The sequence below is a fragment of the Thermostichus sp. OS-CIW-32 genome, assembly GCF_054060415.1.
In genome coordinates this window covers 130,536-154,034 of record NZ_JBSSDD010000001.1, presented here as the reverse complement: position 1 = coordinate 154,034, position 23,499 = coordinate 130,536, and the positions used below count along the sequence as shown (strand labels likewise).

Sequence of the window (23,499 nt, the reverse complement as noted above, 5' to 3'; positions counted from 1 at the left end):
AATAGATCTTTATCAAAAGAAGCGGCCAGGAAGACAAACACCGCCATTTGTATTCGCCCAGGGTTGCGCAGCAATGGGAAAATTCTCCCCTGGCCAACAATTACCCGTTGATGTTCCTTCCCGCTTTTGAGTCAGCCCAGATGGTTGCCAAGGCGGGGTGGAAGTTGAATGCCAAGAGGGCCAGCAAGCCATCGTTTCGAGCAGTACCTCTGGGCATGAAGGCCGGGGCGTCTGCGCCGTGGCTCCCTCAGTGAATTAGGATGGGAGAGCATGGTTTTCCGCTTGTTCTTCTCTTGGGTAGATCTGGAGCAGCGTAGATGGCAGTTTACGAGGGCAATTTTGTTCAGACGGAGGATCTGCGTCTAGCCATCGTCATCGGTCGGTTTAACGACCTGATCACCGGCAAATTGTTAGAAGGGTGCCAGGACGCGCTGAAGCGGCATGGTGTGGATGTCGGCCCGGAGAGCAAGCAAGTGGACTACTACTGGGTGCCCGGCAGTTTTGAGGTGCCTTTGCTGGCTCACCAACTGGCCCAATCTCGCCGTTATGATGCCATCATCTGTCTGGGGGCAGTGATTCGCGGGCAAACTCCCCACTTCGACTATGTGGCAGCGGAGGTCTCCAAGGGCATTGCGGCGGCAGGATTTCGTACCGGCGTGCCGGTCATTTTCGGGATCCTCACCGCCGATACCCTGCAGCAGGCTCTGGAGCGGGCCGGGGTCAAGAGCAACAAAGGTTGGGAATACGCCATGAGTGCCCTGGAGATGGCGACGCTGATGCGCCAAGTTGCCCCCGTGCTCCAAGGCAGCTACGGCCACAGCGGCAACGGGGCCGGATCCCGTCCGTCTCTGCCCGGTGGAGCGGAAGCCCTGCAGTCTACCCTGGACAGCGCTGCCTATTGAGGGCGGGTGAGCCGAGTCAGCACTTCGTTGGAGCGCTGCACAAAGGCCCGCGCGGCTGCCGGGTCAAAGCTTTTCTGGGTAATCAAAGCCAGATCGTAGATGTGATTGCAGATGAGGTGAACCAAGTCGGGATCCCGCCCCCGATCGGCAAGAGACTGCAGGTTTTGGATGAGGGGATGGGCCGTGTTCAGAACCAGGGTGTGCTCTTCCAGAAACTCCAGCGGCTTCTGCTGGATGACGGCGTTGAGCTCCTGTAGGCGCCGCAGCGTCTCCGGTAGCAAGATCATGGCCGGAACCGACTCCGATTTAAGGGCTTCTGCTTGGATCTGCAACTTGTCTTTGCCCAGGGCTTGTCGGAAGAGATCGATCAACTTTTGGCTGCGGGTTTTTTGCGTTACCGGGTCAACAATTTCGGCGGCTTTGTCTTTATCCACCAGCGTTTCATCCAGCTCAGAGTCCACCCGCTTAAATTGGATCCCTTCTTCTTTGTATTCCCGCTCCAAAAAGCTGCTGAAGTGGCTGTCGATCCAGCTATCCAACATGATCACTTCCAGCCCCTGGGAGCGGTGGAGATCGATGTAGGCGCTCTGGGCCGCCTCATCGGTGGCGTAGTAAACTCGCTTGTTTTGCTTGTCGCGGGTGCGCTCCAGGTACGCTTTCAGGGTCACATATTCGGGTTTGTCAGCAGGGGATCCGGCCACTCGGAAAATGAGAATATCCTTAATCTGGGCAAAGAACTTGTCGTTGTTCATCGCCCCAAACTTCATAAAGAGGCTGATGTCGGGCCAGACCTTGACGTATTTTTCGTAATCTTCCCTGTACAGTTCATTGAGACGATCCGCCACCTTTTTGGCAACGTGATCCCCAATGCGCCTTACGGTGCGGTCATTTTGCAAGAAGCTGCGAGAGACGTTGAGGGGAATATCCGGACTGTCGATGGCCCCCCGCAGAGGTAGGAGGAACTTGGGGATAACTTCCTCACAGTTATCTTGGACAAAGACTTGGTTGCAGAACAGCTTGACTTGACCCTTGGTGGGATCAATATCTGGGCGCAACTTGGGAAAATAGAGGATCCCTTGCACGATGAAGGGATAGTCGGTGTTGATGTGCACCCAGAAATGGGGATCCTCTTGAAAGGGATAGAGGTAGCGATAAAACTCTAGGTAATCCTCATCTTTGAGTTCGGAAGGTGAGGTTCTCCACAGGGGCTTTTGCTTGTTGATCACTTCCCCGTTTAACTTGATGGGAACGGGGATGAAATCGCAGTATTTACGAACCAATTCCCGAATGCGGCTTGGCTCCAGGTATTCTTCGTTTTCGGGGGTGATGTAAAGGGTAACGGTGGTGCCGATGCTGGAGCGCTCAGAATCGGAGAGGGTAAAAGTAGTGGTGCCGTCACAAGCCCACTTCACCGGCGTGCTGCCGGGCCGATAGGAGAGGGTGTCGATCTCCACCCGCTGCGACACCATAAAAGAGGAGTAGAATCCTAGACCAAAGTGGCCAATGATTGCTTGCTCTGCGTCTTTGCCCTTGTACTTTTGAATGAACTCTTCAGCGCTGGAAAAAGCCACCTGGTTGATGTATTTTTTCACTTCCTCGGCAGTCATGCCGATGCCGTTATCGGCCACCGCTAAGGTCTTGGCCTCCTTGTTGAGGGCAATCGTAATCTCCGGCTCTGGGAGATCTGCCACTTCGCCGGCAAGGCTGGCCATCTTCAGCTTGGTGATGGCATCAGCAGCATTGGAGATCAGCTCCCGCAAGAAGATCTCTCGATCCGAGTAGAGAGACTGCTTGATGATGGGAAAGATGTTCTCGGTGTGGATGGTGATGGATCCCTGTTCCAGCACGGTCATAGGTGGCTCAGCACTCAAACAAGCTCAGTGCCAATCTACAGAGGTTGAGAAGTCCCCGACAAGCAGGCTCTTTTTCGGAAATCCGCACTCGCAACCGAACCGGCTCTCTAGAGCTGAGCTGCTCCGGGCGGAGCTTGGGTTTGGCCGTTGGCGTCAGCGGCGCGGAGTGCTTCATCCAAAGCCAACTGTTGAGCCCAATCTTGGCCGACTCGAATGGTGACATCGGAGTTGAGAACGCCAGTAGATTCTACCCGCACTTCTCCCAGGCCAATGGCGGCGCGGATCTGTTTAGCCCCCTCCCGATCCCCGCTCTGGGCGAGGATCTCCGTTTGCTGCAGCACCTGAGTGCTGTCTTCCACAGCAAAAGCATGGACGTATCCTTGCCTCACCAATTCTTGCACCATACGGCGGGCCATCCCGGGCTCTCCGGTTGCGTTTTGCACGGCTATGCGCAGGCGGTGTGGAGGAATGCGGGCTACCTCTGCCTCCAGGCCAAAGTGGGAGACGGCCACCCGTCGGATCCCGGCTGGATCCGGCAGCCAGTAGCTGGTGGAAAATTCTCCCGGCTGGCTGAAGCGGCCCGGCAACAGCACCAGGTCGATGCGATCGCCCCCAGAGGTGAGGACAAACTTGGCCAAGCTCAGAACCTCTTCCCAGGTGAGGTTGGTATCGAGGTTGGTGCGGATAACCTGCAAAATCTTTGGGATCCGCGGCCAGACGGCAGGAGAGAGCAGTTCCCGGCTCAGGGCCCGCAGCAATTCCTGTTGCCGTTGCACCCGACCGATATCCCCCAATCCCAGGTGATCGCGGCGAAAGCGGGCAAAGTGGTGGGCTTGTTCTCCATTGAGGCGTTGCCAGCCGGGCTCCAGGTGGATGAACAACTGCTGGGTGTGATCTGCGTACTGCATCGGTTCCGGCACGTAGATTTCCACGCCGCCCACCGCATCGATCAGCTCTTCCAGAGCATCGGTATTGAGGCGAATGTAGCGGTCAATCGGGATCCCACCCATCAAGTGGCTGACCACCTGGGCCGCCAGCGCCGGGCCCCCTGCCAAGTTGGCAGCATTGATCTTGGTCACGCCAAAGCCGGGCAAGCGCACACGAGTGTCGCGGGGGATGGACAAAACGGTAATCCGCCGCGCCTGGGGATCAAAGCGGGCCAAGAGAATGGTGTCGCTGCGGGTGTGGAAGCGATCTCGCTCTGTGGGCAAGGGCAGGGTGGGATCCGGGTTGTCTGTGCCGAGAATGAGGATATGCAACGAGCGATCCAGAGCCGCAGCCCGTAAGGCATCAGGACGGAAGGCTTCTTGTTCTGCAGGAGTGAGGGAAGTTGGGATCACCTGACGGGGCAACATCACGGCCAGGAGGGCACCGGCAGAACCCGCCAACACAGCCGTGAACCCCAACAACAGCCAGAGGATCCCCTGACGAATGGCCTGCTGACGAGCTGCGCGGACACGGTCAGGACGGGGGGGATAGTGGAAGGAGGGCATCAGGTCAGACCAGGTCTCGCGAGCGCGTACAGGAAAGGGTGTACTGTCTGGGTGGTGTTGCCAACCCCACCAATTCAAGGCCATGTTATCCTATCCTCAGTTTTCAGAGTTGTCTGGATCCAACTTCAGCGAGGTAGCAGTCGCCACAGGGGGATCCCTGCAGCCGTTGTCGGGAAAGTCAGAGGTGCATCTTTGGCTGCAGACAGTCCCCCCGTTGGAGAAGTTGCTCCCCCAGCTCGGCCTTCTTTCCCCTGAAGAATGTCGGCGGGCAGAGCGTTTACAACTGCCGGCAGATCGGCGCCGCTTTCTGGCCGGTCGTCTTGGGTTGCGGAGCTTGCTCAGCCGCTACAGCGGCATTCCGCCCCAGGGGATCCCCCTCGACCACAGTTCTACCGGCAAACCCTACTGGCGGGATCCACCCCTGCCGCTGCAGTTTAACCTCAGCCACTCCCACGAGCGCGTCCTGATCGGCCTGAGATGGCAATACCGCATTGGAGTGGATCTGGAATGGGTTCGACCTGTGCTCCGCTGGCAGCGCATCGCCCAACGCTATTTTTCGGCTGCTGAGCAGGGCCGTTTGGCCAGCTGTCCAGCTCCAGAGCGGGATGCCCTTTTCTTTCAAATGTGGACACAAAAGGAGGCGCTCCTGAAGGGAACAGGCAGGGGTCTGGCCGGCTCTGCAGCTTTGGGCGAGGACTCCCGCTGGGTAACCCTACCCCTTCGGGTTGCCGGTGGCTACGCCGCTGCGGTAGCCCTTGAAATAAGGAAAGACGGAGAGGAAGCCCCAGCCGTGCGGCTCTACGAGGATGTGGATGGCTAGACAGGGCAGAAGGGAATCAAAACCTCTCCGCCTAGAGATGCTATCTTGAGTTTCCAGGCTACTCGCAGAGGAGTGAGAAGGGAGGAGTGAGAAGTGAGAAGGAGGAATCTCTTCTCTTTGCTCTTTTCTCTCTCCTCGTTGCTCTTTTCTCTTTGCTCTTTCCTCTCTCCTCGTTGTTGCAATGTTAAACAGGTTCTGTCATTTCCTGGTGCTGGGAATCTGGCTATCGGCCCTCATGATTGGGATCCCGCATCCGGTATGGGCGCGGGATCTCTCCAGACAAACGCCGCAGGAGAAGGTTATTGAGTTGGGTACTGCCGACAATCAGTTGGTGTTTGTGCCCAAGGAACTGTCTTTTCGCAACGGCAGCCTCTACCGTCTCCGCCTGAGCAACCCCAGCCAACTGAAGCACTATTTCAGCGCCAAGGATTTTGCCGATGCCGTCTGGACCCGCAAGCTGGACGTGGCCGGCGTGGAAATTAAGGGCCAGATCCGAGAACTGGAGCTGAAGCCAGGCGCTTCGGTGGAGTGGCAATTTATTCCTCTGAAATCTGGAGTCTACGCTTTGGTTTGCACCATTCCCGGCCATGCAGAAGCAGGTATGGTGGGGCAGATTACCATCGGCGATTGAGATCCTCTTCCTGGGCTACCCGGCCAAAAGGGGATAGAAAAGAGAAAGACGCTGCCAGGCCAATCCATGAAAAACCCGCTCACGCCCAAAGCCCTTCGCGCCACCGACGCGAACGCGGAACACTGGACTCGGGGATGCCAGGCAGCCCCCCCTCGAAAGAGCAGGCTCTCCCTTTCGGAACGGGTTGCCGGCTATGCCATAGCGCTTCTCTCCCTCACTGCTGTCCACGGGATCCGCTACTACAACGAACCACAACTGACCGTCGGCAGCCGCTCCCCGCAGACGTTTCTCGCCCCTGCTGCGGCGGAGATCGAAGATGTGGAGGCTACCCAGGCCCGACAAGCTGAGGCGCGGCGGCGGGTGGCGCAGGCCCTTAAAATCAACAGCACCGCCAACGACAGCATGCGGCAAAATCTGGAGGCTCTCCTGGCTGAGGTGGAGGCCATCCGCCAAGAGGCAGGTTCTCTGCCCTATGTTTCTGTCCAGTTGCTGTCTCTGCCAACGCAGATCTATCTGCGCCAGCTTTCCCCAGAGGAGTGGGAACTCCTTCAGGCTCGCGCCCGACAAGAGGCCATCCGCGCCCGTGCAGCCACCCCATCTCCTTTGGAAGAGCCTTCTTCGGGGCGACCGGAGCAGCTTCCTCCGGAGCAGCGGGCCAAGCAAGAGCTTGTCGAGGTTTGGCAGCGGGTCTGGTTGGACGGATCGGCCACCCAGATGGCGGCGACGGATCCCTATACCCAGTTGATCGCCCAGGTGGAAGCGGCGCAGCAGCGCTATCGGGCAGCTGTGCCGGCTCTGGAGCAACTCACCCCCCCTGTCCCGGCCACAGTTCTCAACTTGGCAGATGCGGATTGGCAGCATTTGCAAACCTTGAGCCGGCGGGTCTTGGAGCGCCTACAGAAGATAGGGATTGTGGATGGCCTGCCCCGCGAAGTTCGCGCTGAAGGGATCCAAGCCCAACTGGACGATTTGATGTTTCCGGGCAATGCTGCCCAACGACAGGAGCTGCAGGCCCTGGTCTATCAGTGGCTGCAGCAGGTGCTCATTCCCAACGTGGAGGTGGATCCCCAGCGCACCGAGCAGCGCATCCGCGCCGAGCTGGAAAAAGTCGAGCCGGTTCTGATCTCGGTTGCCGAGAACCAGGTGATCGTGCGAGCAGATCAGGTCATCACTCCCGAAATTTTTCTCATCTTGGATCACTTTGGGCTCACCCAGCGCGGGATCAACATCTGGGGCTTGGTGGGAGTGGCCGGAGTGATGGGCATGGGCCTGGCTGTCTTTGTGCCTCTGCAACAACGCTTGAGGCCGGGATTGCGCCGCCGGGATCGAGTGTTGATCCTCATAGTTTCCCTGACCGCTCCCCTTTTGGCGGCCTTGTTCAAGCTGGAGTTCAGCTCCCTGCCGGCGGTGGGGCTGTTGCTGGGCAGTTTTTACGGGGCAGGGCTGGGCCTGGTGGTGGTGGTGGGCCAGGCGTTGTTTTTGCCCTTGGTCTCCCCTGTCAACCTGCTCACCCTTGTACCCTTGCTCTCCGGCAGCGTGGTGGCCTCTGCCCTGGCCGGGCGTTCCCGTTCCCGCGAAGAGCTGGCCTTGTTGGGAGGAGGAGCGGCAGCGGTGCAGATGCTGGCCTACGGGGCGGTTAGCTTGGCCACCACCGGTGGCATCGACCTGTTGGCCATGGCTTTGGCAGGGGGAACCAGCTTGGGATGGAGCATTGTTGCCCTGGGAGCCAGCCCCTACCTGGAGCGCCTGTTTGACTTGGCCACCCCCATTCGTCTGATCGAGTTGAGCAATCCCAATCGCACGCTGCTGCGGCGGCTGGCTGCAGAGGCCCCCGGCACCTTCCAGCACACTCTGCTTGTGGCCACTTTGGCAGAACGGGCTGCCCAGAAGCTGAACCTCAACGTGGAGCTGGTGCGCACCGGCACTCTTTACCACGACATCGGCAAGATGCTGCAGGCCCGCTACTTCATCGAGAACCAGATGGGCAGCCTCAACCCCCACACCCAACTGGACGATCCCTATCGCAGTGCTCAGATTATCAAGGCCCACGTCAGCGATGGCTTGCGCCTGGCCAAGCAATATAATCTGCCTACCGCCGTCCAGGCGTTTATCCCTGAGCACCAGGGGACGATCCTGATTGCCTATTTCTACCATCAAGCCCAGATGAAAGCCGGGGGTCAGCCCGTACCCGAAGAGCCGTTCCGCTACGATGGCCCGATCCCCCAGAGCAAGGAGACGGGGGTGGTGATGATGGCCGATGCCTGTGAAGCCGCCCTGCGCAGTATGACCTTGAGCGATGGCTTCGGCCCCGATGTGGTCGAGCGGGCAAAGGCTGTTGTCCGCAAAATTGCCCAGGCCCGTTGGCAAGATGGCCAGTTGGTTGACAGTGGGCTGACGCTGGAGGATTTGGAGGTGGTGGCAGACGCTTTCGTGGAGGTCTGGCGGGAATCCAACCACGAGCGCATCCCCTACCCCAGTTTCACCCCTGCCCCCTCGCTGCCTGAGACTGCCTCTGCTCAGGCCCAGATCCCGGTGTTGATGAGCCACTCCACGGGATCCCCTTAGCCAAGTAACCTCTTCCCGAAGAAGCTGGGTAGGTAGAGAAAGGTCTAGCCCTGCGGCTCATCGATCAGTACGATAGGGGATCGTTCTGTGGACCCAGTATGAACCAAGGCAGTCCTAGGATTTGCAGCCCTAGGCGGAGGATTTTTGTTTTATTGTTTTTGGATGGCCTGCTGAATGCTTCATGGAGCTCCTACTTCCTCTGCCGATCCCAAAGCTTCTGCAGCTCCTTTTCAGATTCCACCTCTGTCTCAGTCCAGCCCTGTCCAACTGTCGCTGGTCATTCCCACCTACAACGAAGCCTCCAGTATCTGCAGCCTGATCCGGCAGTTGTGTGCCCACCTAGACACGATTCTGCCTGGAAGCTATGAGTTGATTGTGGTGGATGACAATAGCCCCGATTACACTGCCAAAGTGGCCCAAGGATTGCAAAAAGAATTCCCTCAACTGCAAGTCATTTGTCGCCACCACGAACGAGGCCTGGCCACTGCCGTGCTGCGGGGATGGCAAGCTGCCCGCGGCGAGGTGTTGGGGGTTATGGATGGGGATTTGCAGCATCCGCCGGAGATTGTCCTCAAATTGTGGCCGCTCATCCAGAAAGGGGCAGATTTGGTGGTGGGCAGCCGCTATGCACCATCGGGAGGGGTGAGCCACTGGAGCCTGGGCCGGCGCATTGTCTCCCGCGGGGCCCAATGGATTGGGCTGGTTCTGCTGCCGGGAGTTTTCAGCCGTGTTTCCGATCCGTTGAGCGGACTGTTTCTGGTCAGACGCCAAGCCATTGCCGGGATCCCGCTCAACCCCAAGGGTTACAAGCTGCTGATCGAGGTGCTGGCGCGGGGCCGGGTGAGAACCATTGCCGAGGTCGGCTACATCTTTCAGGAGCGCCAAAACGGGGAGAGCAAAATCCAACTGCAAACTTGTCTCCAATATCTCCACCACCTGATGGTGCTGCGCTTTTCGCTAGGGCAGGTGGGATCCTTTTTGCGCTTCAGCACGGTTGGCCTATCCGGCACCTTGGTGGACATGGCTTTGCTCTATGTTTTGCACGATCCCACCAGCTTAGGATGGGATCTCATAACCAGTAAGCTGGTTGCTTCGGAGGTGGCCATTCTCAATAACTTCCTCTGGAACGACCTGTGGACTTTTCGCCATGTGACCCGCTTGCAGCCGGGGCCCTGGAATCGCCTGAAGCGGTTGGCGAAGTTTAACGTTATCTGCTTAATTGGCTTGGTTCTCAACACTTCACTGGTGACCTTGCTGAGCGAGCGCTTGGGCATTCATTATTTGTTGGCCAACTTAATTGCCATCGGTATTGTTGTATTCTGGAACTTCTACCTCAACTCCAAGCTGAGCTGGAGGAGTGCAGAGGTTAAGTCGGACTCTGTGGGTGGCCAGTCTTGAGTAGGGCTTTTTCCAGGAAGAGCCAATAGGAAAGTACGGGCATTTCGCTCATTTCCTTACGGTCTGGGCCCTCTTTGGCATCCGCCTTCGCCCCTTGTTCCTGTAGCTGCGCTAAGTAGAGTTGGGGCGGATCCCCTCTAGGGCGATGATCTCCTGGATCACCGAGCGAACAACGGGAGCAGCCGTCGTCGAGCCGAAGGCATCTTCCCCCTGGGGCTCGTCGATCACCGCCAAGATCACGTAATTGGGGCGAATGGCCGGGAAGTAGCCCACAAAACTGGTGATGCGCTTGCCGGGCAAATAGCCCCCCCGTGGCCCGGCTTTCTGGGCAGTGCCGGTTTTGCCAGCGATCTCATACCCCTCGATCTTGGCCGATTGCCCCGTGCCAAAGTCCACCACATCCCGCATTTGGATACGCACTGCCAGCGTGGCTTGCTCGGATAGTACCCGCACCGGCTGCGGCTGCGGGGATCCCCAAACCAGAGTATCCGTATCCTTTTCCACCAAGCCTCGCACCACATGGGGCTGTACTTTCAGTCCGCCATTGGCAATGATGCAGTGCATGGCAGCCAACTGTAGAGGAGTGAGGGCCAGCCCCTGGCCGAAAGCGACAGTGGCCCGCTCCACCGGCACCGTAACAAACTGTCGCAGCGGTTTCAAACGGCTGGCCGGCTCAAAGGGCAAATCCACGCCACTGCGCTCGTTGAACCCCAGCCGCACCAAGGCATTGTAGTACTGGCGGGGATCCAGCTTGCGCATTAGATGTACCATGCCCACATTGCTGGATTGCCGCAGGATATCCGTGACGCTCATCCAGCCATGGGCCCCTCGTTGGTGGTAGTCGTAATTTTGAATGGGCCACTGACCGATGAGAATCCGACCCTCGTCATAGACCCGTTCATCTGCTGTAAAGGCTCCAGCATCCAACCCAATGGCAATGTTGATGGGCTTGAAGGTGGATCCCGGCTCATACAAATCCGTTACGGCCCAGTTGCGAAAAAGACCGGGGTCATACTCAAAGTAGCGGTTGGGGTCATAGGTGGGCTCGCTCACCAGCGCCAGGATTTCCCCTGTCTGGGGCTGGAGGACAATCACCGTGCCCCGCAGGGCTCGAAACCGCTCCAGTTGCACTTTCAGGGCAGCGCGGGCAGCTCTTTGCAGGCGCATATCTAGGGTAAGTTGCAGCACCGTCTCGCGGGATTGCAGCAGCCCTTCCGGCACCTCGGCAGCCAACAGTCGTCCGTAGCCATCGCGAGGAATAGTAACAGGTTGAACGGTACGCTCCAGCAGCTCTTGCCGGGAATATTCCACTCCCGCTTGGCCCTGATGATCCAGATCCACATAGCCCACCACCTCGGCGGCCATCTCTTTTTGGGGGTAAACGCGTTGCCGCTCGCTCACCAGCTCCAGGCCATCCAGATGCAGAGCCTGAATTTGATCCGCCACCTCCTGGGATACCCAGCGCTCCACCCGCACTGCCTGATTGGCCGATAGCCGCTGCGCCAGTTGCTCTACTGGACGCCGCAACAGGGGAGCAAGAGCGGTGGCAATTTCCTCTGGAGTGCGTTTGCCAAAGAGGCGGGGATGGGCCCAGAGAGTATAGACGGGGCGATCTACGGCCAGCAATTCTGCCTGCTGCTTGGCAATAGAATGACGATCCACAATTGAGCGACGAGGAATGAAAGGTCTTAGCTGGGCTCGCTGCTGGGCTTCGGCTCGCTGCTGCAATAGGGGTGCCTGTTGATGTTGCAAATAAACCAGACGTGCTCCTGTTACAAATAGGGCGATGATCAAAGCCAGTCCGGTCATGCCGGCGCGAAAGTCAAGCTGGCGGGCCGTCGGGATCCGCTCCCCCAAGAGCCATCCCAGCGTTGTTCCCCACTGCCTGGAGCTTCGCGGTGAAGGGATCCAAGAACCTCTGCGTCGGCGCCGTTGAGCAAGTTGCCGGCCATTTTGCCTTGTCTCCAGGGTTTTCGGCACAGGCCGCCCTACCCTAGCCCTAGGTCTGCCTTCCATTGCAATCCTCACATGAGCACCACCGCTAGTTTGGCGCTCATCCCTCTGTTATGCCACCCCACAGCTTCTGGGAAAGACCTTGGGATCCCGAAAAGCAGCCAGGACATTTTAGAGGTGTTGGAGATAATTTAAGTGTTGGAGATAACTTAATTAATGCCTCAGAACATGAATTAGGTGCGGGCAAATCCTCAGACTTTTCGCGCTTGGATCCGCAGTTTTAAATCACATTCAAAAGAAACTGGGAGGACATGAAAAACCCAACTCACTTGCGTACATTCAACAGCTCAAACCTTTAACTTGCTTGATTTAAAACCTCTTCCCGGCGCCTCGTGCAGTCAGCCACTCAATTTCCGCTCCTGGTTGGAGAGAGGGGAAGTTGAATACAGCACAGCGAAAACCGGAGGACTTACTGCTTTTCATAATTTTTAAACGCTTCGTATTCTCGGAAACAGACGACCGGCAGACTAGCAAGCCATAATCTAAACAAATCCGGCTTTCTTGGAGTTAAGTCTATGAAATGCGTGGAGGAGAGCCACAACAAGCGCGTGTACCAAGAGCCTCTCAAGGATTTATCTTTTAGGCTACTTTTTGCCTTCATTCCTCTATCTGTTGCCTTCATTCCTCTATCTGCCTCGACTTTACTTTGGTTGCACCAAGGCGATCGCCACTTCACCTGCTTTCGAGTTGCCCAGTCTGCGGTTAACTGCGAAGTGTTTTTCCAGCCGTTGCTGCCTTTGCCAAGTACGACTAAACTCTACAAGGACGTGAGAGAGGCTGGAACCAAAACCGAAATCGAGACAGATGAAGATGGAGACAGAACAACCTACTACTATGTCACGCTGAAAACTCCTGCAGGAGAAAGGAAAGCCTGGTCGGCTTCCAGTGAGAGTGAGGCTCAGGAACTGGCATGGCGCGTTCAGTCTTTTGTGAACGGCACAGAGAGTCAGCTCTTGGTAGATAGCGATAAGTTCGACTTAGGAGATTTAGTGATTGTGATCTTGCTTTCCCTCATCTATTCCCTCTTCTCATTGCCATTTCTTTTGATAGGGGTTTCTATGCTGATATCGGCTTTGTGGCGCCGCCGCGTGACTTTGGACAGCTCCCTGTACCAAATCCAGGAGGAGTACCTCACTCCTTTTGGATCGCGAGGGCAGAAAACTTATTCCTTCCGAGATGTGCAGCAGGTCACGGTTCAGGCCAGGACAGATTCTGATGGCGATACTAGCTTTTCGGTAGAGGTGACATTGCAATCACAGAAGCCTTTGCTATCCATCTCCAGTGGCGGTGAATCAGAGGCGCGGGCAGAGGCCGAGAAGCTGGGTCAATTTTTGGGGTGTCCGGTCATTTTGCTGGAGACAAAAAAAATCGGATTGCTCAGATTGCTAAAGGGACGTAGACCCGGAGGGTGTTAAAGGTAAGTTAGATCTGTCGATTTGCCAAAAGGGATCCCCTCCATTGCCTAGAGCGGTTTGGCTAATCCTGGGGTTGGGCTTGTTCATGCGGGGCCTGGTGGCTGCCCTTTTGCCGCCGGGCTTTGACGAAGCCTACTACTACCTCTACACCCGCCATCTGGATTGGAGCTATTTTGACCATCCGCCGCTGGTGGCCTGGACAACGGGCTTGGGGCCTGCCTTGACCGGCCAGGTGTCGGCTTTTTCTATTCGACTGGGATCCCTGCTGCTGTATTGTGGCTCTTCCCTATTCCTCTACTACACCGGAGCGCGCCTTTTCTCTGATCGGGCAGGACTGATCAGCTTGGCGGCCATCAGCATCGCGCCGATCCTTTGGATTGGGTTTGGGGTGCTGACCCTGCCGGATAGTCCGCTGGTCTTTTTTACGGCAGCAACCCTATGGGTGGCCAGCCAGGAGTTTTTCCCGGCTCCTTTGGGGCAGGGGAAATTGGGAGTCTATGGGGCGGCTCGCTATCGGCCAGGGCCTAGGCTAGCGCTCATAGGTCTCTTGGTGGGGCTGGCCTGCTTGGGGAAGTACCACGGCTTGGCTTTGGGGTTCGGCCTGGTACTCTTTTGTCTGCTCAGCCCAGTTCATCGCTGTGCCTTGAGGTCGGGCTGGACGGTGCTGGCGGTGCTGGGTTTTGTGCTGGCCTTCAGCCCGGTGCTGATCTGGAACGCCCAGCAGGATTGGGTCTCCTTTCGCTTTCAGGCGGGGCGGGCGGTGCCGGAGACAGGGTATCAACTGCCAGCGCTGGGGCTGACGATCCTTTCTGAAATCTTTTACCTGTTCCCCAGCTTGGGGATCCCTTTGGGGTGGGCGAGTTTGGCAGGGACGGGTCGGGTGGCCCTGCAGATTCTCCGCGGGATGCGGCTGACGGATGAAGAGCTCAAGCACCTTTTGATCCTGGCCTGTGGATTACCGCTGGTGTTGGCCTTTACCTTGATGGGAGGCTACCGGCCCATCTTGCCCACCTGGCCCATGCCGGGGTTTTGGGTGCTGACGCTGCTGCTGGGATCCTTCTGGGAACGGTGGCCGGGAGCGAAGCGAACCTTAGTGGGGACGGCAGTGATGGTGAGTTTGGTGGTGGGGGTGGGGCTGGCCCATGTGCGCTACGGCCTGCTGCAAGAGCCGGGAGGGATGGGCCTGTGGCCCGTGGAGCAGGATCCCTCTACTCAGCTCATTGAAATTGAGCAGTTGCGGCAGCGCTTTCGGACGGATCCCCACCTGGCTCAAGCCCTTGAGGAGGCAGAGTTCGTTTTTACCAATGCCTATTTTTTGGGCGGTCAGATCGCCATGGCCCTGGCTCCGCTGACGGACAAGCCTCTGACCTGCCTGGATGCGGATTTGCGGGGCTTTGCCTTTTGGTCGCAGCCGCAGGATTGGCTGGGGCAGGATGGGCTGCTCATCACTTCCAAGCTGTTCCAGCCGAGGGCAGGGATCCCAGCCACCTATGGCGACTACTTTGCCCAAATCGAGCCTGTGGCCGAGGTTCCCCTGGTGCGGGCAGGGGCGGTGGCGCAAACCTTTCAGGTGTACCTGGCTCGACAGATGCGCAAGCCCTATCCCCGCCCTTATTCCCGCCTGCAATAACAGCAGAGGACATCCTGGGCAAAGCTAGAGGGGGCGATGTCTGTCGAACCAGCGCATCAGCATTGCAGCCAAGCGTTCGGGGTTGTGGCGCACCAAGCCGGTCTCTGGATCCTCTTGCATGACGTTAGCCAAAACGGCACGGCAGCCCAGGTAAGCCAGTTTGTCGGGATCCAGCACCACAAACTCAGAACCGCTGCGGCGGTAATGCTCCAAAGCGCGCGGGGAGGGTGGCTCCCGCTGCACCAGCACGCCGTCAAATAGGCGCACTCCTGCCACCCGATCCAAAGCCATGACGTGATCCCCAACGGTATAGCCGTCGGTTTCCCCCGGCTCGGTCATGATGTTGCAGACGTAGATGTGGGGGGCCATATTTTTGGCCAGAGCTTCCACAATTTCCGGTACCAACAGGTTAGGGATGATGCTGGTGTAGAGGCTACCCGGCCCCAGCACCACAAACTCTGCCGCCTCAATAGCCTCGATGACCTCTGGCAAGGCCGGAGGGCTGGGAGGGTCGCAGCCGATTCGGCAAATGCGTCCTCCGGCTTTGGCAATGTTGGACTCTCCCACCACGCGGCGGCCATCGCTCAGCTCCGCCCAGAGGGTAACATCCGCCAGGGTGGCCGGCAGCACCCGCCCCTGAATGGCCAAGACTTGCGAGGTGGCAGTGATGGCCCGAATCAAGTCGCCGCCGGTTACCGCGGTGAGGGCAGTGATGAACAAATTGCCGAAGCTGTGGCCGCTCAACCCTTCCCCCGACTGGAAGCGATATTGAAACAGCTCGGTGAGCAGCTTTTCCTCGTTGGCCAGAGCAGTCAGACAGTTGCGGATATCGCCGGGGGGCAAAACGCCGATCTCCCGCCGCAGACGCCCTGAGGATCCCCCGTCATCGGCCACCGTGACAATGGCCGTGATGTTGGAGCTGTAGCGCTTCAGACCCCGCAGCAGGTTGGAGAGGCCGGTGCCGCCCCCCAGTACCACAATGCGGGGACCACGGCTGAGACGCCGCCGCGACAAGAGCTTATCCACCAGCGCTTCATCTCCCTCGGGGATCAGCACATCCTCGATGGAGCGCATGGCGCTGCGAAACCCCAGCACCACCATCACCAGCCCGATCCCAGTCACCAGGGGGCCACTGATGTTGTTCGGGATCCAAGTGGTAATCAAGCGCAGGGTGATGTCGATCAGCCGCTTCAGGCGAAAGATGGGGGTCAACTCCGTCCAGATGGCAATGCCCAGCACCATCAGCAGCACGCCCCCAACCGCCAGGCTCAGCCAGCGTTTAACGGCTAAACCGGGAAAGAGCCATTTCCAGCCACTTCCCAGCCAAGCAGCCTTGCGGCGACGAATGCCCCAAGCGGCGGACTTGTTGCTGGGCACAGGCTTAGGCATGGGAAGGTGCAGGAACGCCGGCCAAAGGGATCCTAACCTGTTGCTGCGCAACGCCAACTTCGCCGGGCACCGGGCCAAAGCGGGCTTCCAGCTCCCGCTGAGAGTCGAGCAGATGGCGATGCTGAACCTGAACATTCAGGTCGGGAAGAACGTGGTTGCCGGCAGGGACAGTCCAAGGCTGCAAATCCTGGGCCAGGCGCTCCACCAGGGCCACCGAGCGGTGCTGACCGCCGGTACAGCCGATAGCCAAAGTCAGGTGGGGGCGACGCTCTGCGCGGTAGTGGGGCCAAAACGCTTTGATCAGGGACAAGATGTGCTGGTAGGTGGATTGTGTGATGGGATCCGCAAACAAGAACTCCTGCAGCAGGGGATCCTGCCCAGTGAGGCGACGCAGATGGGGCTGAAAGAAGGGGTTGGGCAAAAAACGCACATCGAACAGCAAGTTGGCATCGGGGGGAACGCCGTATTTGAAACCGAAGCTGACCAGCCTTAGGTTGAGGGGCTGGGGGATCCCTTGCACCAAAGCTTGCAATTGCTGCCGCAGTTGCTGGGCATTGAGGTCGGAGGTATCCAACCAGTGGGTGCAGCGTTCCCGCACCGGGGCCAGAGCCAGCCGCTCTTGCTCAATGGCCTCCAACAAACCGGCAGCTTCCCCGTAGGGATGGGGACGGCGGTGGGCGCTGAGACGGTTGAGCAACACTGGGGAGCGGGCCTCCAAGAATAGGAAAGGGATCCCTTGCGATTGCACCCAAGCAGCCAGGGTGGGAACTTGATCCCGGTACTCCTGGGCGTGGAGATTCAAGCTGATGGCCAAAGCAGCGTGATGGGTCCGCATCGCCTCAACCAAGGGGATCACCTGGGCCGGTGGGATCCCTTCTAGGCTGGTGTACCCCAGTTGTTCCAACTGCTGGATGGCCAAAGTTTTCCCGGATCCCGTCAGGCCGGCAATGACCAAAACGGGGGTCGCGACTGACATGGGTTTATCCTGCATGGAGCTTATTCTAGGGCGAGAGGCGGCCAAAACAAGCGCCGGAAGAATGGGGGGCTCAGCCACGCGGGGCGCCTAGAAACCATCATCTCAGGCCGGCGAGGCTTTTGTAGCTTTTTTATCCGTTTTCTCGGCCGGTGCAGCCGATCCCAGAAGAGGAGCGCTGGGGCAGAGATCCGCCAAAAAACATTGCTGGCACAGAGGCCTGCGGGCAGTGCAGATGGCCCGCCCGTGGTCGATCAGACGGATAGACCAGTTCTCCCAATCCGCCTGCGGCAACAACTGCATCAGATCCTTTTCGATGCGCACGGGATCCTCGTGCTCAGTGAGGCCGAGGCGGCGGCTGAGGCGCTTGACATGGGTATCGACGGTAACCCCGGCATGGATGCCAAAAGCATGAGCCAACACCACATTGGCCGTCTTGCGGGCTACGCCGGGTAGGGTGAGCAGCTCCGGCATGGTGCGGGGCACTTGGCCACCGAAATGGCTTAGGATCCTGCGGCAGGCTTCCTGAATGTGTTTGGCCTTGTTGCGATAGAAGCCGGTGGAATGGATGAGAGCCTCGATCTCCTCTCGCGGCGCTGTCGCCAGGGCCTGGGCATCCGGGAAGCGACGAAACAGCTCCGGCGTTACCTGATTCACCCGCTCATCCGTACACTGAGCCGAGAGGATGGTTGCCACCAAGAGCTGCAGCGGCGTCTGGTAGTGGAGGGCACAGGTGGAGTTGGGGTAGTGGCGCTTCAGCCGAAGCAGGATCTCCAAAGCCCGCTGGCGCAGGGCCCGTTTGCTGGCCATCTTCCCCTAGCCTGACCCGGTCACAATGGCGAGGGTGTCTTTGAAGATCAGCACCACCCCCAATCCCAGTAACAACACCAAGCCCGTCTGCATCACCCGCTCCTCCAGATGCTTGGGCAGCCGTTTGCCGCGAATCGCCTCCAGGATCAAAAAGGCAATGTGTCCCCCGTCCAAGGCAGGCAGGGGCAACAGGTTGAGAAAGGCCAGGTTAATGCTAATCAAAGCGGTGAAATTAAACAGGCTGGCAGCGTCATCGCGGGCCAGATCCGCCCCAATCTTGACGATCCCCACCGGGCCGGAGACCTGGGTGGCCGTACTTTGGAAATTCTGAACCAACTGCTGCAGGCCGTTCAGATTGAGCATCACCACCCGCTGGTAGGCATTTCCCGCCTCCGTGAGGATCTCGGCCACGCTCTGGGCGGGGCGCAAGGTCACCTCTTGATTGGGGGCCAAGGTCACCCCAATGGCCACCGTCTCTCCCCGCGCCTCTGGGATCACCGTCAACTGCAGGGGATCCCCTTCCCCACGCTGCACCTCCAGGGGAATGGGCCGGTTCTCGCTGCTGCGGATCAGCACCTGAAAATCGTTCAGAGCTGCCAAGGCCGCCGTCTCGTCGGCAATCCCCCTGTAATCGCGATCGGCTGCCTGCAACACCACATCCCCTGCCTTCAGGCCGGCCCGCTCCGCCGGGCTATCGGGCATCACCTGAGGGATGAGAATGCCGGGATGGAGGCGCGTTACCGAGGGGATCCCCACCGAGGCGAACATCAACACCAGCACCAGATAGGCGAAGATCAGGTTGGCCATCACCCCTGCACTCATCACCACCAGGCGATCCAGCACGGGGCGGTTTTTCAGCAGATCCGGGTCGTCGGGGGGGTAGGGAGAGTGTTCATCCTCGTCAGGAAAGCCCACGTAGCCCCCCAGCGGCAGGGCGCGAATGGCATACTCTGTCTCCCTGCCCTGGTATCGCCACAGCACCGGCCCAAACCCCAGCGAGAAGCGGTTGACATGGATCCCTTGGAGTTTGGCTGCCGCAAAGTGCCCTGCCTCATGCACCAGGATCAGCAGGGCGAGAATGGCGATGGAGAGGAGAACAGACATGCGCTAGCTCTGAAGAAGGCACAGAAGAAAGAAGTGGGGAGCAGAGAGCCACCCGAGGCTATTTATCGAGGCTATTTATCAAGGCACATAATCCAACACATGATAAAGAACTCTAAAGGAATCTCACAAAAACCTACAGGGCCCCTCAGAATACCTGCTCCACCTCCAAAATATCGGGAATGCTCTCCCGCAACTTGCGCTCAATGCCCATCTTTAGAGTCATGGTCGAGCTGGGGCAGGCTCCACAGGCCCCCTGCAAGCGCAGCTTGACCACCGGGCCATCGATTTCCACCAATTCCACATTGCCCCCATCGGCCATCAAGTAAGGACGCAGCTCGTTCAGGACTTTCTCGACGTTCTCGGTATTGAGTTCCAGTGCTTGTGCCATGGTTGCTTTTAGCCTCGTTGAGATTTGGATTGTAGCGGTTTCTCCACAGATCCCTCAAGCTGGCAAGGGATCGCTATGATTTCAGCATAGTCTGAATCCTTCTGGGGGAGGGCTGGCTTGGTTGTCCGGATCCCTCCAACACCAGACGACTAGAATGAGTAGGAAGCAGATTTGCCTATTCCCAGCAGCATCACCCACTCAGCAGGGCCGTCTTTTTTCTTATGCTAGACGCTTTACTGGTCATGATCTTCATGTTGGCGGGAGCTGGCCTCGGGTTTTATGGCCTGGATCTGCTCCCTCCTGCCGCCATTCAGGGGGCCAATGTGGAAGGAGCCCGTGTCGTTACCAGCGGCTTTGGCGTGCTGGCAGGACTGGCTTTGGGATCCCTGGTGCGCTGGAGCTACCGTCGCTTTGAGGCCAATGTGCGCTCCTTGCCGCCGGACGTGTTGATCAGCCGCTCGGTGGGGTTGGTGATCGGCTTGGTGATTGCCAATCTGGCCATGGCTCCTGTCTACTTGCTGCCCCTGCCCCCCCAACTCAATAGGTTCCTCGAGCCGCTGGCTTCGGTCTTTTTCAGCTTGGCCTTTGCTTACCTGGGGGTCAGCCTGGCCGATACCCACGGCCCCTCGCTGCTGCGGCTGTTTAACCCCAACTATGCTTTGCAGGCAGCCCTCTGGGCGGAGGGCAATGTGGTGGCTGCCAGCGCCAAGGTTTTGGACACCAGCTCCATCATCGATGGCCGAGTGGCTCAGTTAATCGAGACAGGTTTTTTGGAAGGAACCCTGGTGGTTCCTCGCTTTGTGCTGACGGAATTGCAGACCATTGCCGACAAAGCCGATGCCCAAAAACGAGAGCGGGGCCGCAAAGGCTTGGATACCCTGCAGTCTTTGCGAGAGGCCTACCCCGATCGTTTCGTTATTCACGAAGCCAACTATCCAGATCTGAGCACTGTGGACGAAAAGCTGGTGCGCCTCACCCAAACCGTGGGGGGAACGCTGCTTACCACCGATTACAACCTGAAGAAGGTGGCGGCTCTGCAGGGGGTCAAGGTGCTGAATGTGAATGAGTTGGCCGAGGCGCTGCGGCCCATCTATGTTGCCGGCGACAGCTTTGATATCAAGATCACCCGCGAAGGAAAAGAGCCAGGTCAAGGGGTGGGCTACTTGGAAGACGGCACCATGGTGGTGGTGGAAGAAGGGCAGCGCTCTGTGGGCAAAACCCGCTCTGTGGTTGTGACCAGCGCCATTCAAACCTCAGCAGGCCGCATGATCTTCGCCCGCCTCAACAAGGACTCTGCCCCACTAACCCGCCCGGCCTCTGATCCGGCCAGCCCGGCTTCCTCTGGAAAAACCTGAGTTTTGGCCTACGTTCCCCTAGCGCAATGGTGGCTTCATCCCAAATGGGCGCCCTCCGACCCACTCCGATGTTCTACACGCAGGATCGCCAGAGGCGCTTCTGGAGTTTTTACTGGGAAGATGCCGAGAAATATGGCATCCACCCTCAGCACATCGTGAGCGGACAGCAAATCTGGGAGGTGGCCAACGCTGGAGAGTACGAAGCCAAGCTCAACCAGGTCTTTGCAAGCGGGGATCCCCTCTCCTACGAATGTCAGGTGCTCTCGCCCCGCTACAAGTTGCATCTGCATCTTTCGCTCAACCCTGTACGGGACATGGAAGGGGAGGTGGTGGCGGTTGCGGCAGTGGGCAAGTTGCTGGGGGCTACGCCTTTTGCGTTGGCCGGAGGAACCAGCAGCCCCAACAGCCAGCCCCATGCTCTCCCGGCCGATCCGGTACAGGGGATCACGACGCAGTTGGTGCGCAACATCCGGCATTCCCTGGATATCCGGCAACTGTGCCAGCAGACCGTGGAGCAGTTGGGGCAACTGTTTGAGGTAGATCGCTGCCTGATGGCCCTCTACGAGGTGGGGCAAGACTCCCTCACGGTCAATGCCGAGTACCGCCGCCATCCTGGGGATCCCTCCCTGCTCCACCAGACCCTGAAGCTGGCAGATTACCCCCATTTGTTGCAGGCCCTCAGACAGGAAGAACCGGTGGAGGCGGGGCGACATCTGGCCATTGCCATGTCTTACCAGGGCTACGCCAACAGCCTGCTCTGGCTGGAAATGCTGGATCCGAACAGGGTTCCTGTTTGGCAGCCAAGCCACATTCAGGTACTCCAGAGCATTGCCACCTACCTGGGCGCAGCCATTGCCCACGCCATTTTGCTGGATCAAAGTCGCCAACTGGCAACCCGCTTGCAGTTAGCCAACCAAACTCTGCGTCAGAAAAATAAGGAGCTGGAGCAGGCCCGTGCCCAAGCGGAATCGGCCAACCAACTGAAAAGCCAATTCTTGGCCAACACCTCCCACGAGCTGCGCACCCCTCTCAACGGGATCATCGGCTTTATCAAGCTGGTGCTGGACGGGATGGCCGAAAACCGCGAAGAGGAGCTGGACTTTTTGCAAGAGGCCTATCGCTCTGCCCTGCACCTGCTGGCCCTAATCAACGATGTGCTGGATATCGCCAAGATCGAGGCGGGCAAAATGCAGTTGGAGTTCCAGCCCTGCGACCTGCGAGCTTTGTTTAAGGATGTGGAGGCCAAGACTAGCCTGCAGGCCAGCCAAAAGGGCCTACAACTGAGCTTCCACCTGCCCAACACCTCGGATCAGATTTTGCTCTTGGGCGATTACCAACGCCTGTTGCAGGTGATGCTCAATTTGGTGGGGAATGCCATCAAGTTTACCCCCAAAGGCTCAGTAACCGTGCGGGCGGATATCCTGCCCGGCAATCCGGGGTTGGCCCGCATCCGCGTCATCGACACCGGGATCGGGGTATCGCTGGAAAAGCAGCAAAAACTGTTTCAGGCCTTCACACAGGTGGATGGTTCCACCACCCGCCAATATGGGGGGACGGGCTTGGGCCTGGCCATCAGCCAACGCCTGGTGGAGGCGATGGGAGGGGAAATCAATTTCTACAGCCTGGGCGAAGGGCTGGGATCCACCGTCACCTTTACGGTGCCCCTCTACCGCAAGCCGCTCCTGAGCGGGGATCCGAACCCAGAGGCGCTCCCTGCTCAACCCGCCCGAGATAGACCTGAGGATGCGGATCCCACCTTGATTTCTGTTCCCAACTCAGCCAAGCGATGACCCACCCGGCCATTTCTCCTTCAACCGCTCTGGGTACCTCTCGGTTGCGGCGCAGCACTGCGCGAACATTCCCCCATGCCCTATCCTCGTAAACGGTTTGGTCAGCATTGGCTCAAGGATCCCGCTGTTCACGAGGCGATTGTGCGGGCTGCCCAGTTGAATGATCTAGAGGGAGACGCGGATCCCACTTGGGTGCTGGAGATCGGCCCCGGCACCGGCCAACTGACGCGGCGATTGCTGGCCCAGGGCGCCCAGGTGGTGGCGGTGGAGATCGACCGGGATCTGTGCCGACTGCTGCGAAAGCGCTTCGCCGACCAGCCCCGCTTCCACCTGGTGGAAGGGGATTTTCTTCGCCTGCCGTTGCCCCCTCAACCCCGCCTGCTGGTGGCCAACATTCCCTACAACCTCACCGGATCCATCCTGGAAAAGGTACTGGGATCCCCGGCCCAGCCGGTTCGGCAGTTCGAGCGCATTGTCCTTCTGGTGCAAAAAGAGCTGGCCGAGCGCTTGCAGGCCGGCCCCGGCAGCAAAGCCTATGGTGCTCTGAGCCTGCGGACGCAGTATTTGGCCGATTGCGAGCTGATCTGCAGGGTGCCCCCCACCGCTTTCAAGCCCGCCCCCAAGGTGGAATCTGCTGTGATTCGCCTCACCCCCCGCCCCGCCCCCACCCCCGCCCGGGATCCCCGCTGGTTTCACCAACTCCTCCGGCAGGGGTTCTCCACCCGTCGCAAGAAGCTCGTCAATGCCCTGGGAAGCTTGGTGGAGCGAGAGGTGGTCGCAGCAGCTTTGGCTCAGCTCCGCCTCAACCCCGATGCCCGCGCCGAAGAGCTGGATCTGCCCCACTGGCTGGCCTTGAGCGACCTGCTGCTGGAGAAAGCGCCCAAAAGGGCTGTTGTTCTTCAAGAGGGGCAGGAACCGGGGTAGGGTGAGAGAGGGAAGCTCAGTTGGACGAACCCAAACATCCTCTGGG

Annotated in this window: 18 protein-coding genes; 10 read left to right on the top strand and 8 right to left on the bottom strand. The window is 58.7% G+C overall.

What is annotated here, in order from left to right; genetic code table 11:
* The first annotated feature begins 317 nt into the window (after nt 1-317).
* Nucleotides 318-902, top strand: a complete 585-nt coding sequence (gene ribH, locus ACVWY8_RS00760) for a 6,7-dimethyl-8-ribityllumazine synthase (RefSeq protein WP_011432636.1) — start codon at nt 318-320, stop codon at nt 900-902.
* Here ribH and htpG read toward each other — a convergent pair.
* Together htpG and ACVWY8_RS00750 are read right to left on the bottom strand one after the other, a co-directional pair.
* The gene (gene htpG, locus ACVWY8_RS00755; RefSeq protein ID WP_414344628.1) at nt 896-2,755 is read right to left on the bottom strand and encodes a molecular chaperone HtpG; all 1,860 of its coding nucleotides are present in this window, start codon (nt 2,753-2,755) and stop codon (nt 896-898) included. The genes ribH and htpG overlap by 7 nt on opposite strands.
* 107 nt (nt 2,756-2,862) lie before the next feature.
* Complete coding sequence (locus ACVWY8_RS00750) at nt 2,863-4,332, bottom strand: LCP family protein (protein WP_457392452.1); 1,470 nt, start codon at nt 4,330-4,332, stop codon at nt 2,863-2,865.
* 25 nt (nt 4,333-4,357) lie between these two features.
* Between ACVWY8_RS00750 and ACVWY8_RS00745 the strand changes: the two genes are divergently transcribed.
* The 4 genes from ACVWY8_RS00745 to ACVWY8_RS00730 all read left to right on the top strand — a co-directional run bounded on the left by ACVWY8_RS00745 (nt 4,358) and on the right by ACVWY8_RS00730 (nt 9,662).
* Nucleotides 4,358-5,068 (top strand): 4'-phosphopantetheinyl transferase family protein, encoded by a 711-nt coding sequence (locus ACVWY8_RS00745; protein WP_457396716.1) that lies wholly within the window; start codon nt 4,358-4,360, stop codon nt 5,066-5,068.
* A gap of 208 nt (nt 5,069-5,276) precedes the next feature.
* The gene (locus ACVWY8_RS00740) at nt 5,277-5,699 is read left to right on the top strand and encodes a plastocyanin/azurin family copper-binding protein (protein ID WP_238376907.1); all 423 of its coding nucleotides are present in this window, start codon (nt 5,277-5,279) and stop codon (nt 5,697-5,699) included.
* Between the two features lie 66 nt (nt 5,700-5,765).
* Nucleotides 5,766-8,264 (top strand): HD family phosphohydrolase, encoded by a 2,499-nt coding sequence (locus ACVWY8_RS00735; RefSeq protein WP_457392457.1) that lies wholly within the window; start codon nt 5,766-5,768, stop codon nt 8,262-8,264.
* 174 nt (nt 8,265-8,438) lie between these two features.
* A complete protein-coding gene (locus ACVWY8_RS00730) occupies nt 8,439-9,662 on the top strand; it encodes a glycosyltransferase (protein WP_457392459.1) in 1,224 nt (407 codons plus the stop codon).
* Nucleotides 9,663-9,773: 111 nt separating this feature from the next.
* Here ACVWY8_RS00730 and ACVWY8_RS00725 read toward each other — a convergent pair whose 3' ends face one another.
* The gene (locus tag ACVWY8_RS00725) at nt 9,774-11,519 is read right to left on the bottom strand and encodes a peptidoglycan D,D-transpeptidase FtsI family protein (RefSeq protein WP_457392461.1); all 1,746 of its coding nucleotides are present in this window, start codon (nt 11,517-11,519) and stop codon (nt 9,774-9,776) included.
* A 671-nt stretch (nt 11,520-12,190) separates the two neighbouring features.
* Between ACVWY8_RS00725 and ACVWY8_RS00720 the strand changes: the two genes are divergently transcribed.
* Nucleotides 12,191-13,090 carry a hypothetical protein gene (locus tag ACVWY8_RS00720; protein WP_457392463.1) on the top strand — a complete coding sequence of 300 codons (900 nt, stop codon included), beginning with the start codon at nt 12,191-12,193 and terminating at the stop codon, nt 13,088-13,090.
* Nucleotides 13,091-13,133: 43 nt separating this feature from the next.
* Complete coding sequence (locus tag ACVWY8_RS00715) at nt 13,134-14,720, top strand: ArnT family glycosyltransferase (protein ID WP_457392465.1); 1,587 nt, start codon at nt 13,134-13,136, stop codon at nt 14,718-14,720.
* 24 nt (nt 14,721-14,744) lie between these two features.
* On the opposite strand, the gene ACVWY8_RS00710 is transcribed toward ACVWY8_RS00715, so the two are convergent.
* The 5 genes from ACVWY8_RS00710 to ACVWY8_RS00690 form a co-directional block, all read right to left on the bottom strand.
* Nucleotides 14,745-16,109, bottom strand: a complete 1,365-nt coding sequence (locus ACVWY8_RS00710; protein ID WP_457392466.1) for a gluconeogenesis factor YvcK family protein — start codon at nt 16,107-16,109, stop codon at nt 14,745-14,747.
* Nucleotides 16,102-17,085: an RNase adapter RapZ gene (gene rapZ, locus ACVWY8_RS00705; protein WP_457392468.1), complete on the bottom strand. Its 984-nt coding sequence runs from the start codon at nt 17,083-17,085 to the stop codon at nt 16,102-16,104. Before rapZ ends, ACVWY8_RS00710 begins: the two co-directional genes overlap by 8 nt.
* A gap of 102 nt (nt 17,086-17,187) precedes the next feature.
* The gene (gene nth, locus ACVWY8_RS00700; RefSeq protein ID WP_414407429.1) at nt 17,188-17,892 is read right to left on the bottom strand and encodes an endonuclease III; all 705 of its coding nucleotides are present in this window, start codon (nt 17,890-17,892) and stop codon (nt 17,188-17,190) included.
* Nucleotides 17,893-17,898: 6 nt separating this feature from the next.
* Nucleotides 17,899-18,996 carry an RIP metalloprotease RseP gene (gene rseP / locus ACVWY8_RS00695; protein ID WP_457392470.1) on the bottom strand — a complete coding sequence of 366 codons (1,098 nt, stop codon included), beginning with the start codon at nt 18,994-18,996 and terminating at the stop codon, nt 17,899-17,901.
* Between the two features lie 145 nt (nt 18,997-19,141).
* Nucleotides 19,142-19,384 (bottom strand): NifU family protein, encoded by a 243-nt coding sequence (locus tag ACVWY8_RS00690; protein WP_011432622.1) that lies wholly within the window; start codon nt 19,382-19,384, stop codon nt 19,142-19,144.
* A 221-nt stretch (nt 19,385-19,605) separates the two neighbouring features.
* Between ACVWY8_RS00690 and ACVWY8_RS00685 the strand changes: the two genes are divergently transcribed.
* From ACVWY8_RS00685 to rsmA, 3 genes are all read left to right on the top strand, one after another.
* Complete coding sequence (locus tag ACVWY8_RS00685; protein WP_457392473.1) at nt 19,606-20,739, top strand: PIN domain-containing protein; 1,134 nt, start codon at nt 19,606-19,608, stop codon at nt 20,737-20,739.
* Nucleotides 20,740-20,783: 44 nt separating this feature from the next.
* Nucleotides 20,784-22,529: a sensor histidine kinase gene (locus ACVWY8_RS00680; RefSeq protein ID WP_457396712.1), complete on the top strand. Its 1,746-nt coding sequence runs from the start codon at nt 20,784-20,786 to the stop codon at nt 22,527-22,529.
* 75 nt (nt 22,530-22,604) lie between these two features.
* Nucleotides 22,605-23,453 (top strand): 16S rRNA (adenine(1518)-N(6)/adenine(1519)-N(6))-dimethyltransferase RsmA, encoded by an 849-nt coding sequence (rsmA, locus tag ACVWY8_RS00675; protein ID WP_457392479.1) that lies wholly within the window; start codon nt 22,605-22,607, stop codon nt 23,451-23,453.
* Nucleotides 23,454-23,499 lie beyond the last annotated feature (46 nt).

Excerpts from the sequence above, each read along its gene's own strand:
- nth (WP_414407429.1), bottom strand. The coding sequence starts at position 17,892 with ATGGCCAGCAAACGGGCCCTGCGCCAGCGGGCTTTGGAGATCCTGCTT.
- ACVWY8_RS00710 (WP_457392466.1), bottom strand. The coding sequence starts at position 16,109 with ATGCCTAAGCCTGTGCCCAGCAACAAGTCCGCCGCTTGGGGCATTCGT.
- rseP (WP_457392470.1), bottom strand. The coding sequence starts at position 18,996 with ATGTCTGTTCTCCTCTCCATCGCCATTCTCGCCCTGCTGATCCTGGTG.
- ACVWY8_RS00685 (WP_457392473.1), top strand. The coding sequence starts at position 19,606 with ATGCTAGACGCTTTACTGGTCATGATCTTCATGTTGGCGGGAGCTGGC.
- rsmA (WP_457392479.1), top strand. The coding sequence starts at position 22,605 with ATGCCCTATCCTCGTAAACGGTTTGGTCAGCATTGGCTCAAGGATCCC.
- ACVWY8_RS00680 (WP_457396712.1), top strand. The coding sequence starts at position 20,784 with ATGGGCGCCCTCCGACCCACTCCGATGTTCTACACGCAGGATCGCCAG.
- ACVWY8_RS00720 (WP_457392463.1), top strand. The coding sequence starts at position 12,191 with ATGAAATGCGTGGAGGAGAGCCACAACAAGCGCGTGTACCAAGAGCCT.
- rapZ (WP_457392468.1), bottom strand. The coding sequence starts at position 17,085 with ATGTCAGTCGCGACCCCCGTTTTGGTCATTGCCGGCCTGACGGGATCC.
- htpG (WP_414344628.1), bottom strand. The coding sequence starts at position 2,755 with ATGACCGTGCTGGAACAGGGATCCATCACCATCCACACCGAGAACATC.
- ACVWY8_RS00735 (WP_457392457.1), top strand. The coding sequence starts at position 5,766 with ATGAAAAACCCGCTCACGCCCAAAGCCCTTCGCGCCACCGACGCGAAC.
- ACVWY8_RS00690 (WP_011432622.1), bottom strand. The coding sequence starts at position 19,384 with ATGGCACAAGCACTGGAACTCAATACCGAGAACGTCGAGAAAGTCCTG.
- ACVWY8_RS00730 (WP_457392459.1), top strand. The coding sequence starts at position 8,439 with ATGCTTCATGGAGCTCCTACTTCCTCTGCCGATCCCAAAGCTTCTGCA.
- ACVWY8_RS00750 (WP_457392452.1), bottom strand. The coding sequence starts at position 4,332 with ATGGCCTTGAATTGGTGGGGTTGGCAACACCACCCAGACAGTACACCC.
- ribH (WP_011432636.1), top strand. The coding sequence starts at position 318 with ATGGCAGTTTACGAGGGCAATTTTGTTCAGACGGAGGATCTGCGTCTA.